Consider the following 12279-nt stretch of genomic DNA (forward strand, 5'->3'; position numbering starts at 1 on the left):
TTTGTGGCGGTGGTTTTCTTTGCAGTTCAGACGCTTTTGAGCGCCAAGACTGCGTTCAACCCGCCAAACGCAAACGCATTGCTGAGCGCTACGTCGACCTTGGCTTCGCGCGCGACGTTTGGCACCACGTCCAGCGCACATTCCGGGTCAGGTTCTTCATAACCGATGGTGGGCGCGATAACGCCGTCCCGCAGCGCCATGATGCAGGCCAGAAGCTCTACCGCTCCGGTGCCTCCGATCAGGTGGCCGTGCATGGATTTGGTTGATGAGATCATCAAATCATCTGCATGCGGTCCAAACACATCCGCTACGGCGGCACATTCCGTTTTGTCATTTGCCGCAGTACCTGTGCCATGTGCATTGATATAGCACACATCGCTGGCGTTCAGCTTGGCATCCGCCAACGCGCCCGCCATCGCTCGTGCGGCCCCCTGCTTGCTGGGCATCACGATATCCGAGGCGTCCGAAGACATGGCGAAGCCAACAACCTCGCACAGGATATCTGCGCCCCGCGCGCGGGCATGTTCGTATTCCTCGAACACAAAGACACCAGCACCCTCGCCCTGCACCATCCCGTTGCGGTTGGCGCTGAAGGGGCGGCAGGCATCCTTGGACATCACGCGCAGACCTTCCCAGGCCTTCACACCGCCGAAACACAGCATGGATTCGGAACCACCCGTGATCATCGCAGGCGCGGCACCGCTGCGCACCATCTGAAACGCTTGCGCCATTGCATGGTTCGAGGATGCACAAGCCGTCGAAACCGTAAAGCTGGGGCCTTTCAGGTTATGCTCCATTGAGACATGGCTGGCCGCCGCGTTGTTCATCAGCTTGGGCACAACAAAGGGATGCACCCGGTTCTTGCCGTCTTCGTAGACCGAACGGTAATTGTCATCCCAGGTCGAGACACCTCCGCCCGCCGTACCCTGAACCACGCCGGATCGTGCCGCCAGCTCGCCGTGGAACTGAATGCCCGACTGGTCGATCGCCTCCTTCGCGGCTGTCAGAGTGAACTGCGTAAACCGATCGTAGAGAGACATCTGCTGGCGGTTAAAGCGCCCTTCGGCCTCAAACCCCCGCACCTGACCGCCGATCTTGATCGCCAGACGGTCAACATCTCGGAATTCCAGGTCCGAGATACCACAACGCCCTTCGCGCATGGCCTCGAGCGTGTCGGGGACCGAATGACCCAGCGAGTTGATGGTTCCCGCCCCGGTAATGACAACCCGTTTCATTGTTTTGGGTCAGACCTTTTCCGACACTAGCTGTTCGATGCCCGCAATGATCGCAGCCACGTTTGAGATGTCGAAATCATTGGACTCGGGCTCATTGGCGTTGAAGGGAACCGAGATGTCGAACTCTTCCTCGATGGCAAAGATGCTTTCGACCAGACCCAGGCTGTCGATGCCCAGATCCGCAAGTGTACTGTCGGGTGTGACATCCGATGGCTCCAGAACGGCCTGCTCTGCAATGATTGCGATGACGCGGTCGCTGATGCTCATGTTGATCCCCTGGCTATCAATCTGAGGATGATTTAATCGCTCGGAGACTGTTTGAAAACAGCCTTTTTCAATGCCTCGACGTCGCGAGCCATGCGCGGCAAGCGGCGTTGAGCCTTGTAGATCTCGGTATGGGTTTCCATCTTGACGCCCGGATAGCCCATGACCACACGTCCGGCTGGTACGTTGGACAGGATCTTGGTGGCGCCCCCCGCGATCACGCCATCGCCAATGAAGATATTGTCAGCCACGCCGGTTTGACCGCCAAGAACCACGTTGTTTCCCACATCGACTGAGCCGGACAATCCACTTTGACCGCACAGCAGACAATCGCGCCCGATGCGCGTGTTGTGACCCACATGCACAAGGTTATCGAGCTTCGAACCATCGCCAATTCGCGTGTTTCGGATCGTACCATTGTCGATCGTACAGTTAGAGCCGACCTCGACATCGTCCCCGATTTCCACTGCGCCCAGAGAGTGGATGCGCAGCCAGCTTTGCGCCTTTGCATCGCCCTGATCGCCCAACGTCTTGCGCGCGTTTTCAACACCTGAAATCTCAGGAGTAACAAAGCTGAACCCGTCGGAACCAATACGCGCGCCGGGTTGGGCGATGAAGCGGTCTCCGATTTGCGCACGCGCACCGATGCTGACCATTTCGCGCAGATGGGCTTGCTCACCCAACACCACGTCCATTCCGATTGTACAGTGCGGACCGATCACCGATCCCGCGCCAATCTTCGCCCGCGCGCCGATAACGGCCAGCGGGCCGATCGAAACACCCTCACCGATCTCGGCCGCCGGGTCGATCACAGCCGAAGGGTGAACACCCGGTTCAACACCCTGCCCCCGGTCCAGCATTGTCGTGATACCAGCCATCGCCATGCGGGGGCGCGTAACAAAGATCGCAGCGCGCAGGCCCATTGCTTGCCAATCCGCGCCTTCCCACAGCATTGCCGCGCGGGCCTCACCGTTCGAAAGCGTTTCGGCATATTTGGGGGACATTGCCATCGCCAGATCGGTTGGTCCGGCATCACCCGGTTCAGCGGCCCGCAGAATTGTCAGGTCTGTTTCACCCTGACACTCGGCCCCAAGGCTGTCGGCGATCTGTTGGATGGTGAACTGCATAGCGGGCGTCCTCTTGGGCAGGATTTACCCTGAGTGCTTACCCCTGAACGTCCGGCAGGGCCACCCCTGCCTTTTGCAGCGCGTCCCAAATTTTGGCATCGCGGTTATAGACGTCGCGGCGATACTGAACTTCACCTTTCGGGCCTATATAGGCAGTGCGATAGATCAGGTGGACGGGCACTTTCTTGTCCAACTTCACCGTCGTTTCTTTGCCGGTATTCAACACACGGTGGAAGAATGCTTTGGGGTCTTCCTCCTGCTTAGACAGCAGCGCATAGGCGAACTCGAAAGGTTGCGCCAGTCGGATGCACCCGTGCGAGAACGCCCGCACTTCACGCGCAAACAGAGATTTCTGAGGCGTATCATGTAGATAGATGTTGTAATTGTTAGGGAACATGAACTTCACCAGCCCTAGCGCATTGCTTTTGCTGGGCGGCTGACGCATCGCGAACGGAAAGTTGCGCGCGGTAAACTGGGTGAAGTCGACGGCCCCTCGATTGACCTGACGACCACTGCGGTCCGTGATCTGGATATGGCCCACCGCGTTCGGGTTCGATTTCAGTTTCGGCAGGTATTCCTTGGTGATGATCGAGCGTGGCACATACCAGCTGGGATTGATCACCATATGCTCCATCTCATCCGAGAATTCCGGGCTGCGGCGATCATGTACGTTTTTGCCGATCACGGCGCGGGTCTCGAACGTGACCAGCCCGTCATCCACGATCTTTGCCGAGAAGTCGGCCTGATTGACCAAAATATGCCGCTCGCCCCGATCGCGCGGCAGCCAACGTTCCCGCTCCAAGGCGACATAGACGGCCTTTAAACGGTCCGAAGCCGGTCGGTTCAGCTCGGTGATGGTACCTTGTCCGGCCACACCGTCCGATTCCAGTCCATGTGCTGTTTGGAACGCCTGAACGGCCGCAAGCAGGTCGTCATCAAATTCTGGACTGGCCGTGGGCTTAAGGTAACCCATCGAAACAAGCCGATTGCGCAGTTTGATCACATTCGGACCGGTATCTCCGTATTCCAGTTTAGCCACTGGAACGGTCGGCCCCCACCCGCCCTGGCGGATCAGGTTCTCCAACGCGATCTTTTGCTTCATCAAAGCGCGATATTGGGCGGTCTGCGGGATCAGAGTTTCAAAATATGTTGCACCTTGGGTGTTGAGTGCCTCAAGATGCTGGTTTGCATCACGGCGTTTAACCTCGCGCACCAGGCCATCATCAATACTGGCTGGCCGCAAGGCGCCGGAATAGATGTCATTTGCATAGGTCAGGAAGACACGGGACAGCTCAGCCTCGACCGTGCCCAAATCGCGAACTGATCGCGCCTCAGCCATCTGATCAACCAAGGCCTGCACATCAAATGCTGCAGGCAATCCATGGCGCTCGATCTCGGAAAGTGCTTTGATCAGCGCCGCACGGCGTTTGGCGTGTTCTGCTGTATCGCCGACCCACAGAGGGACAAAGCTATTACTGCGGTAAAATTCAGCAATCTGATCAGAAGGCGAGGTATTCTCAGCAACCGCCATCCGAAATGCCGTGTTCGACCCCTCGCCTGACGACGCGTTCGCCAAAGATGCCGTCGCCAGAAAACAGGCGGTGAAAACAAAACTGGTACTGGTCCGTAACACTGAGAGCATGGGATGGCCTTGGTTCTTCAATAACTTATGCGATGTCTGCCGGAGCTTTATTTATATATGGTTTTCAGCCATCGGGCATGTCTATTCACAAATACCTTACTTGTTTCCTTCTTTTGCACCCTGATGCGCGTTTGCATCTACCCGATGCCGAAAACCCTCAGTTGCTCAATAAAATGACTCATTTGCATCACCTGCGCAAAAAACTGCCGAAAATTCCCCCTGACAAAGGTGCATTCCAAAGACTTCTTGGCCAGCGATTCCAACTGTGCCATACATTCGCCATCTGGGATGGGAAAATATTAATACAGCGCGCGTAACATCGTGCGCAGTCAGGAACAGTACGGGACGAAACAAAAATGACCAAGAGCAGTACTTCGGGTATTACCCGTCGTGCCCTTCTGGGCGCATTCGCGGCAACGGCCGTGGCGGCAGCACCGACTTATTCCAACGCAGCAGGCTTCCTTCGTGGCGGTGGCGATATTCGCCGCATTCGCATGTATTCCGGTCGCACGGGTGAGCGGATTGATATGGTTTACTGGGTGGACGGCAAATACATCAAAGACGCCGTGAAAGAAGTGAACCACTTCATGCGCGACTGGCGTACCGATCAGTCGAAAGCGATGGATCTGCGCACAATCGACATCATGGCGGCGTCTCACAACCTTCTGGACGCCGATGAGCCCTATATGCTCCTTTCGGGGTATCGCTCGCCACAAACCAACGCGATGTTGCGGTCGAAATCGCGCCGGGTGGCGCGGAACTCGCTCCATATGCAGGGACAAGCGGCTGACCTGCGCCTCGCATCCCGTTCGGTTTCACAGATGGCCAAAGCGGCCATGTCCTGTCGTGCTGGCGGTGTTGGACAATACTACCGTTCGAACTTCGTCCACATGGATTGCGGCGTCGTTCGCAGTTGGCGCGGCTAAGCGTACTGTCGTTTACTGAGATGTATATGGCAGGCCACTAGGTCTGCCTAAGTGTTGTTGCAAAACTCGAATTTTGCTGGAACGGGCTGCTGCAATTGGCGCCCTTTGTTCGTTGCAGAGCCAATACGCCAACGATTCTCTAGCTTGTTCAGGCTAAAGATATTTTCCAAATCAAACATCTAGCGGATGCAACGACCACGACGGTCGGACTGAACAAATCATCAAGACTGTGAGAAGTGGCGCGCCTTGAAGGAGAAACTTCGAACGCATTTTTTGAAACACTGGAGAGCTGGACCGCTTATCTCGAAGCGGAAGACATTGACTTGCCAGAAGTAGAAGAGCGGCGGTTCGTCGTAGGCCTTCATGATGAGGGTTACGACAAAAACATCGATACAAAGGGACGCTGAGGATCAGTTCGCTGCCGCGGCCGGGAACTCCTCTGCTCGTATAACGCTGCGGCTTGCTGAAGATGAACTGGAGAAGCGTGAGGAGGCTGTCAAATTTGTCTCGGCCAGTAGCCGCACTTTCCTTAAGATGCGGCCACCTATTCACCTTTCCACGGATCGCCGGGCAGGCGCCTGATCAGTTGTGAGGAGACGTCTGCGGCCGCCTCATGAATGTCCCAGCCATACCCGGCCGCCAGCAATGGGCCGATATCGGCCGTGAACAGCGGCATCCTGAGTTTTGCCGCAAGATTACGCTCGAACAGCGCGCGCGTGATGGTGCTTCCCTCCTGCGTCATATAGTGCAGGAATGCCTCGACAACGCGGACAGGGTCAATACCCGATTGCTTCAACGCAACGGCAAGGTCGAAGAGATCGCGCCCTTTGCGCCGCTGATAGAGCGCGCGCAACTTGGTGCCGAGCAACTCGTTGAAGGTGTAGGTGGTGATTTTCGCCTCGCCAATGAACCAGCGCGACGAGATCGCGAACGACTTTTTCCTGAGTCCGAAAAGGGTGAAGTGTTCCCTGGAATTGATCTCGACTTTCAAACGCAGCCGTTGGGGCGGAACATCCTCGGACCCGAAGCGGTAGCTCAGCGTGACCCGCCCCTCGTTCTGCTTCCATTGCGGCTTGCCGAGCCATGGGTCGAGAACAGCGCGCAAGGCATCGAGGGTCGGGCCGATCGGCTCGGCGCGGATCTGCACCAGATCGATGTCCTCCGAATAGCGGGCGGGCGGATCGATATGCAGTTTGTAAAGGGCAGTTCCACCACGAAAAGCAAGGCTCTCGCGCAACTGCGGATGGGAGAATATCTCCACCAGGGCGCGGCTGATGACCAGATCCTGTTCGACCTGAAAATCCTCGACCCAGGGCGCCTTCGTGCGCCACTCGGTAATATAGTCGCGCGGGATCATGCCTCGATCTCCACATCCGCATTGACGTCCAGCTTCCAGCCGGCGTCGCGAACCGCCGCCTCACGCGGCATGGCGGGGATGAGTGGTGTGATGTCGCGTGCTGCCTCATGAACGTAGCGCCTGAGAAGTTCGGCCTTCTCCGCTTTCCCTGCCATGTCCAGCAGATAGCCCAGCCGTTGTGCCCAGGGTATGGGCGCCGTTCGGGCCGCCGCGACCAGTCGTTCGGGATCAATCTGTTCAGCCAGTTCGGCGATGACCGTTGCCGCCTGTTCGAGCCCACCCGCATGATGCGGATAGCCAATGAGATCGATGACCGTGGTCTCAACGGTTGAGACCCGGACTGTACCGCGCGGCGTATTGAAGGGCCGGGTCTTTACATCGGCAAGGTGCTTGCGGACGATAAAGACGACCCTGACCGCGCCGCACGCGATTCCGCGGCGTTTCGTCCCTATGACAACCTGAAATTCCTGCGGCCGGTGATGAGCGGCGCCATGGTATTGGGCGGCGGAAAGCAGCCCGACGTAATAGTCGATGCCAAGCTGTTCCATCAGCGCCGGAATGAATTGATCGGCAGGCAGGCAACCGAGCCGCCTGTACTCGGGCGGGACAATGACGTAGAACCCGTGCGCCGGATGCGCCACCAGCCCCTGCCGGGCAAGCCGGTTCAGTGCGAGCATGACAGCGGTCTTGGTGCCGCCGAGCGCTTCCCGCGCTGCCTCCGGGGTGAAATGATACCGACCGCGCGCGGCAAGCTCGTCAATGTATCTTCTGGCACCTGACATGGCGTCTCCAAAATTAAGTGCAAAATCTATCATATTTTGAAGCTTTTTGCGAACGATTTCGGATTCGAGCAAGGTGAAACGCGAGTTTGCATGGGGTCATTCCTTGACCTGCGATTGGGATAAGGCGGTTTGCGTTTCGCCCGCGAGGGATGACCGAGCGTGGTTTCCGGGCGTGGCTCCATCCTTGTGTGTGCCGGCAACATTGGTCTTCGTCTTCGCCTGCGCAATCCCCTCCTTCCGCGCCTTCGCGAACGCACGGTCACTGGCGAGGAAGGCGTCGAGCATGAAGGGGATGAGGTCGGCAACCTTTTCGTCTTCGCCGTAGGTGGCTCGATAGAGGGCGGCATAGTCCCTGAGCGCCGCATTGAGTTCTGCATCCACCGTGATGGTGATCCGGGTCGGCGTGCGATCGGGAAGCCTTGCGAGTCTGAGGTTTGTCATAGTCGTGTTCCTTTCAGCCTTTGTTGCCGTGGTAAGGGCGCAGGATGAGATCGCGTTGGACGATGATCCTGAGCGGCCAGCCGGGGCGGATGGTGATGGTGGGCTGGATGTCGAGGTTTTTTTGTGTGATCCGCTGGCCTGCCCGCTTGGCATTCTGCTGGACGGAGTCGCGGATGGCGCGGACCAGATCGCTTTCACCCTCACCGAAGGTGAGTTCGGTGCCGACGCCGAGCAACGTTGCCATGGCGATGCCCTTGAGGAGCCGCCCGGTGTGATGGTCCACCTTGTCTTCGAGCCCGGCGTAGCCTGCGGCGTCGGTAGCAGGAAGGTTGTCAATCCGGATCGATGATCCGTCCGGCAGGATGATCCGCTGCCAGACGAGCAGGGCGCGGGACTGGCCGAAAGCGACGACGCTGTCATAGGCGCCGATCAGGCGCGCGCCTTGCGGGATGAGCAGGACCCGGCCGGTGACCGTGTCATGGACGTTCTCGGTGACCTGTGCCACGACCAGCCCCGGCAGGTCGGAATTGATGCCGGTGATCAGGCTGGCGGCGATGACGCTGCCGGCCATGATCTGATAGGGCGAGGCGGGTGTTTGCAGCGCATGGGGACTGTAGATGCCGCCTGTGTCCTGCCGGTTCAGGAAATCCAGCTTGTGTCGCTGGTGGTTCGGATCGCGTCCGGACCCCGATGTGCCAGGTCCTGACAAAGCGATGGGCGCAGGCTGGCCGGCCATCACCGGTGCCATCGCCTGTGGTACCGCCAGCGCTGATCCCGTCGCCGTTGCATTCTGCGGCGGCCGGTTTTCAATCCGGAAGAAGAGGACGGATTCCTTCGCCGCAATCGCCTGTTGGGCGGCCCGCTGGTCGGCGGCGGTTTGGTCCTGACCGCCGGGGGCGATGCCGAGTTGACGTTGATGTTCGAGGATCGGACGCCCGAGATCACCGGGCAGCGGTGGCCCCAGTTCGGGGATATCGGACATTGCCGGTTTGACCTGGCTGTAATCCCCCGGCAGGGCGGCGAGACCGTCGGGCGTCGGGTTTGTGCCGGTGTTATACAGTTCCTCGGCCTGTTTCGCGATACGCAGGGCCGGGGTTTGCAGCGCCAGCAGGGTGACGATCAGCAATCCGGTGGAGACGATGGCGGTCCCACCGATGACGACGCTTTTGCGGAAGCGTACGATGCGCCGCCCGGGTCCGGTGTGCATGGGGGCCCCTTCCTGTTTGCCGCTCATCTTTCCCTCCCCGCCCGATGGTCTGCCCGTTTTCGCTGGTGGTGCCGGGGTTTGCCGCCGGATATACCGTCCGTGCGGGTGATACGTACGACTTTCTGGGGGTTGGCACCGAGCCGGAGTTCGGCGGCGGCGAACAGGCGGTCGACGATGTAGTAATGGCCGTTCATGCGGTAATTGACGAGCGCGCTGCCGCCCTGCGCACCGACGACGAACAGCGGTGGCGCCTCGCCCTGATCGATTCGGCGCGGGAACGCTATATAGACCTTGTGGCCGTCGTCGAAAGCGCGCAAAGGCTTCCAGGGCGGATCGTCGCCGGTAATGGCATAGCGGAAACGGATCCGGTCGAGCGCAATGCCGGCAGCGACCGGACGGGCGGCCTCGGCTCTGGCGTTGTCGCGTTTGAGTGCGATCAACTGGTCGGCCGGATAGGTCCAGGAGATCGCCGCCATGGCGGTCCTGTCGGTGCTGATGAGGTGCAGGTGATAGGTACGCCGGTCGGTGGTGATGACGAGATTGGTCTCAAGGTCCGGCGCGAAGGGCTTGACCAGCACATGGGTGCGTTGCGTGGCACCGGTACCGCTCAACGTGTCGCCGATCACCCAGCGCACGGTATCGCCGGCGGCCACGGAGGTGAGTTTCTCGCCCGTCTGAAGTGCGATGTCACTGACCCGTTCAGGCGCGGCATAGAGGCGATAGAGCGCGCCTTTTGTATAAGGGTAGACCTGGATGGCATTGATATAGCCGTGCCGGGTCGGCTCCTGTGTCGCGGCCCTGTTGGCGTCCCTGATACGCTCGGTTGGGGCGCGGGCGGCAGGCGGGCGCTTGTCTTTTGCGCGCATGTCTTTACCGGCCTCATCGCCATTGGCCTTGTTACCGGGGGCCTTTTGACCGGGTGCCGTTTTGCCGGTGGCCTCTTCGGCAACAGAAGCTCCTGCCTTGCCGGGTTTAGAACCCGGGTCGGGCATGAGTTGTCCGGGCAGCGGCAGCGGCTTGGCCACTTCGACGATCCGTACCGGCTTCAGCGGTTCCCGTGTGACGGCCGCCGGTCTGAAGTCATTGGCGTCATAGGGGGCGTCATAGGGGGCATCATAGATGATTGTCGGTGGCAAAGGGTTTGAGACGCAGGCCGACAGGGCGAGCGCGGATACAGACAGGATGGTCAGGTGTTTCATCGGGCGGGGTCCTTATTATGTTTTTCCTGGGGATTGACGGTGTCGATTTCGCGCGTCCAGTCGATGGCGGTGACGAAGACCCCCAGCGGGTTCTTGCGCAGCTGCTCTTGCGTTTGCGGCGCTCGCATCATCACGCCCAGGATGGCGGTCCAGCGCTCCGTGCGGGCGAGACTGCCGCGCTCATAGACCTGCTCGGTCCATTTGACCTGGAACGAGGTATCGGAGGCACGCACCACGCTGCTCACCTGTACGGAGACACTGTGTGTGCCGATCCGGCCGAACGGGTCGCTCTCTTTGGCGTAGTCGTTCAGAAACAGCGCGGCGGGGCCGGTGACAAAATCATAGGCCGCCAGCCAGTTCTGCCGCACCAGCACCGGATCAGTGGAAAGGGACCGCACCTGGGTGATGACGCGCGCCAGATGCCAGGCGATCTGGGCGTCAGTGGGCTGGTAGTCCTGAATGGCGGGCGCCACAGTGCGGGCCTCACCGAAGCGGTCCACCTCGACCACGTAAGGAGTGACACGGCTTTGCATCGATTGCCAGACGAGCGCAGATGAAAGTGCAACCGAGGCGGCAAAGCAGCCGAAAGCCATCAGCCGCCAGTTCCTGGCCTGCACACGAACAGAGCCGATGCGCTCGTCCCAGAGCTGCGCGGCCCTTTGGTAGGGGGTGACGGGCTCGGGTGTTTGCCCGTATCGCTGGAGTGTGCGTTTGAACAGCATCGTTCAATCCTCTTTGTTCGCAAGTGTGGGATTTGCGCCCTGGCCGGGCCGGTCACCGTCGCGGATCGCCTGGCCCACCGCATGACGGCCGGCGCGGGCGGCCTGCCCGCTGTGCAGGCGTCTGGCCCATGTTGGCGGCGCGGTCTCCGCAGGCCCCTTCGAACTGCCCGATGCGGCCGCGCTCATTGCCGCGGTCGGCGTGCCGCCGGTAGCGCTCCAGGCCCCACGGTGTCCGGCATCGGCGCTTTGCCTGAGGGACGCGCTGGCGCGACCGGCAACCTGACGCGCTGTGTTGGTAACCGCCCCGCCGGCGGCACGGGCGACCCCGCCCATACCGGCCGTGACACCTGCCAGGCCCGAAGCACCTGATGTGGCGCTGCCAAGCTGGTAGGCGGTAGACGCGGCCGATCCCATGGCGGTGCCGGCCCGGATCGCGGCAATGCCACCGGCAGTGCCCATACGCGCTGCAGCCAGACCCGCGCCACCGGCCAGGAGAGTGGCCCCAGCAGCGGCGCCCGCTGTGCCGATGGCGGCACCAGCCCCCAGTTGCGGCGCACCGGCAACAAGGCCCGAAGCGATACCGGGGCCGAAGATGCCGAGGCCCAGAAGCGACAGTGCGCCCAGCACCTGGGCCATGGCGGTGGCAAGGTCCGCTTCCCGGCCGCCGAGCCCGGAGGTGAAACTGGCGAACAGGGTGCTGCCGATGCCGGTGATGACGGCGAGCACCATCACCTTGATGCCCGAGGAGATCACGTTGCCGAGCACCCTCTCGGCGAGGAAGGCGGTGCCGTTCCACAGCGCGAAAGGCACCAGCACGAACCCCGCCAGCGTCGTCAGTTTGAACTCGATCACGGTGATGAACAGCTGGATCGACAGGATGAAGAAGGCCAACAGCACCAAAAGCCAGGCGACCAGCAGCACGAAGACGGTCAGCGCGTTGCCGAAAATCTCCGGGAAACCGACGAGATCGCTCACCTGCCCGATGAGCGGATAGGCGGCCTCATAGCCGGTGGCGGCGATGCGGCCGGGTTTCATGAGGTCAGCGGCGGTCATGCCGCCGGGCACGGCCTGAAGCCCGAGACCGGCGAAGGAACGATAGACGATGTCGGCCAGCCGCTGGAAATTGCCGAGGATGAAGGCGAAGACGCCGACATAGAGCACCTTCTTCAGGAAGCGGGCGATGACCGCATCCTCGCTGCCGCTCATGGTCCCCAGCGCCCAGAAGAGACCGGCGAGCGTGATGTCGATGCCGATCAGGATGGTGGTCAGGAAGGCAACGTCGCCCGACAACAGACCGAAGCCTGAATCGATGTAGCGGCTGAAGGTCGCCGTAAAGGTGTCGATGATGCCCAGATCGTTCATGTCGCCGCCTCACCC

Annotated in this window: 14 protein-coding genes; 2 read left to right on the forward strand and 12 right to left on the reverse strand. The window is 60.3% G+C overall.

Annotated elements, in window-relative coordinates; translation table 11 throughout:
• Positions 1-26 precede the first annotated feature (26 nt).
• The 5 genes from ACOERD_RS14820 to ACOERD_RS14840 form a co-directional block, all read right to left on the reverse strand.
• A complete protein-coding gene (locus tag ACOERD_RS14820; RefSeq protein ID WP_419739540.1) occupies positions 27-1235 on the reverse strand; it encodes a beta-ketoacyl-[acyl-carrier-protein] synthase family protein in 1209 nt (402 codons plus the stop codon).
• A gap of 9 nt (positions 1236-1244) precedes the next feature.
• Positions 1245-1502, reverse strand: coding sequence for an acyl carrier protein (locus ACOERD_RS14825; RefSeq protein WP_170705028.1), 258 nt, complete (start codon positions 1500-1502; stop codon positions 1245-1247).
• Between the two features lie 32 nt (positions 1503-1534).
• On the reverse strand, positions 1535-2626 hold the full coding sequence (gene lpxD / locus ACOERD_RS14830; RefSeq protein WP_419739541.1) for a UDP-3-O-(3-hydroxymyristoyl)glucosamine N-acyltransferase: 1092 nt from the start codon (positions 2624-2626) through the stop codon (positions 1535-1537).
• A gap of 37 nt (positions 2627-2663) precedes the next feature.
• The gene (locus ACOERD_RS14835; protein WP_419739542.1) at positions 2664-4268 is read right to left on the reverse strand and encodes a L,D-transpeptidase family protein; all 1605 of its coding nucleotides are present in this window, start codon (positions 4266-4268) and stop codon (positions 2664-2666) included.
• Between the two features lie 137 nt (positions 4269-4405).
• Complete coding sequence (locus ACOERD_RS14840; RefSeq protein ID WP_419739543.1) at positions 4406-4540, reverse strand: hypothetical protein; 135 nt, start codon at positions 4538-4540, stop codon at positions 4406-4408.
• Between the two features lie 84 nt (positions 4541-4624).
• Between ACOERD_RS14840 and ACOERD_RS14845 the strand changes: the two genes are divergently transcribed.
• Positions 4625-5194, forward strand: a complete 570-nt coding sequence (locus ACOERD_RS14845; protein ID WP_170373694.1) for a DUF882 domain-containing protein — start codon at positions 4625-4627, stop codon at positions 5192-5194.
• Positions 5195-5430: 236 nt separating this feature from the next.
• On the forward strand, positions 5431-5601 hold the full coding sequence (locus ACOERD_RS14850; protein ID WP_419739544.1) for a hypothetical protein: 171 nt from the start codon (positions 5431-5433) through the stop codon (positions 5599-5601).
• Positions 5602-5738: 137 nt separating this feature from the next.
• Here ACOERD_RS14850 and ACOERD_RS14855 read toward each other — a convergent pair whose 3' ends face one another.
• The 7 genes from ACOERD_RS14855 to trbL all read right to left on the reverse strand — a co-directional run bounded on the left by ACOERD_RS14855 (position 5739) and on the right by trbL (position 12264).
• Positions 5739-6551: a nucleotidyl transferase AbiEii/AbiGii toxin family protein gene (locus ACOERD_RS14855; RefSeq protein WP_419739545.1), complete on the reverse strand. Its 813-nt coding sequence runs from the start codon at positions 6549-6551 to the stop codon at positions 5739-5741.
• Positions 6548-7333: a type IV toxin-antitoxin system AbiEi family antitoxin gene (locus ACOERD_RS14860; protein WP_419739546.1), complete on the reverse strand. Its 786-nt coding sequence runs from the start codon at positions 7331-7333 to the stop codon at positions 6548-6550. Before ACOERD_RS14860 ends, ACOERD_RS14855 begins: the two co-directional genes overlap by 4 nt.
• 96 nt (positions 7334-7429) lie before the next feature.
• Positions 7430-7774 carry a DUF2274 domain-containing protein gene (locus ACOERD_RS14865; protein ID WP_419739547.1) on the reverse strand — a complete coding sequence of 115 codons (345 nt, stop codon included), beginning with the start codon at positions 7772-7774 and terminating at the stop codon, positions 7430-7432.
• A gap of 13 nt (positions 7775-7787) precedes the next feature.
• Positions 7788-9008 carry a TrbI/VirB10 family protein gene (locus ACOERD_RS14870; RefSeq protein ID WP_419739548.1) on the reverse strand — a complete coding sequence of 407 codons (1221 nt, stop codon included), beginning with the start codon at positions 9006-9008 and terminating at the stop codon, positions 7788-7790.
• The gene (gene trbG / locus ACOERD_RS14875; protein ID WP_419739549.1) at positions 9005-10180 is read right to left on the reverse strand and encodes a P-type conjugative transfer protein TrbG; all 1176 of its coding nucleotides are present in this window, start codon (positions 10178-10180) and stop codon (positions 9005-9007) included. Before trbG ends, ACOERD_RS14870 begins: the two co-directional genes overlap by 4 nt.
• Positions 10177-10902: a conjugal transfer protein TrbF gene (trbF, locus tag ACOERD_RS14880; RefSeq protein ID WP_419739550.1), complete on the reverse strand. Its 726-nt coding sequence runs from the start codon at positions 10900-10902 to the stop codon at positions 10177-10179. Before trbF ends, trbG begins: the two co-directional genes overlap by 4 nt.
• A 3-nt stretch (positions 10903-10905) precedes the next feature.
• A complete protein-coding gene (gene trbL, locus ACOERD_RS14885) occupies positions 10906-12264 on the reverse strand; it encodes a P-type conjugative transfer protein TrbL (RefSeq protein ID WP_419739551.1) in 1359 nt (452 codons plus the stop codon).
• Positions 12265-12279: the final 15 nt, after the last annotated feature.

It is taken from the genome of Ruegeria sp. (assembly GCF_965199275.1).
Taxonomy (GTDB): domain Bacteria; phylum Pseudomonadota; class Alphaproteobacteria; order Rhodobacterales; family Rhodobacteraceae; genus Ruegeria.

What these genes read in the sequence shown, in the direction of transcription:
- trbF (WP_419739550.1), bottom strand. Translation starts at nt 10,902, where the DNA reads ATGCTGTTCAAACGCACACTCCAGCGATACGGGCAAACACCCGAGCCC.
- ACOERD_RS14835 (WP_419739542.1), bottom strand. Translation starts at nt 4,268, where the DNA reads ATGCTCTCAGTGTTACGGACCAGTACCAGTTTTGTTTTCACCGCCTGT.
- ACOERD_RS14845 (WP_170373694.1), top strand. Translation starts at nt 4,625, where the DNA reads ATGACCAAGAGCAGTACTTCGGGTATTACCCGTCGTGCCCTTCTGGGC.
- ACOERD_RS14825 (WP_170705028.1), bottom strand. Translation starts at nt 1,502, where the DNA reads ATGAGCATCAGCGACCGCGTCATCGCAATCATTGCAGAGCAGGCCGTT.
- lpxD (WP_419739541.1), bottom strand. Translation starts at nt 2,626, where the DNA reads ATGCAGTTCACCATCCAACAGATCGCCGACAGCCTTGGGGCCGAGTGT.
- ACOERD_RS14870 (WP_419739548.1), bottom strand. Translation starts at nt 9,008, where the DNA reads ATGAGCGGCAAACAGGAAGGGGCCCCCATGCACACCGGACCCGGGCGG.
- ACOERD_RS14820 (WP_419739540.1), bottom strand. Translation starts at nt 1,235, where the DNA reads ATGAAACGGGTTGTCATTACCGGGGCGGGAACCATCAACTCGCTGGGT.
- trbG (WP_419739549.1), bottom strand. Translation starts at nt 10,180, where the DNA reads ATGAAACACCTGACCATCCTGTCTGTATCCGCGCTCGCCCTGTCGGCC.
- ACOERD_RS14840 (WP_419739543.1), bottom strand. Translation starts at nt 4,540, where the DNA reads ATGGCACAGTTGGAATCGCTGGCCAAGAAGTCTTTGGAATGCACCTTT.
- ACOERD_RS14860 (WP_419739546.1), bottom strand. Translation starts at nt 7,333, where the DNA reads ATGTCAGGTGCCAGAAGATACATTGACGAGCTTGCCGCGCGCGGTCGG.
- ACOERD_RS14855 (WP_419739545.1), bottom strand. Translation starts at nt 6,551, where the DNA reads ATGATCCCGCGCGACTATATTACCGAGTGGCGCACGAAGGCGCCCTGG.
- ACOERD_RS14865 (WP_419739547.1), bottom strand. Translation starts at nt 7,774, where the DNA reads ATGACAAACCTCAGACTCGCAAGGCTTCCCGATCGCACGCCGACCCGG.
- trbL (WP_419739551.1), bottom strand. Translation starts at nt 12,264, where the DNA reads ATGAACGATCTGGGCATCATCGACACCTTTACGGCGACCTTCAGCCGC.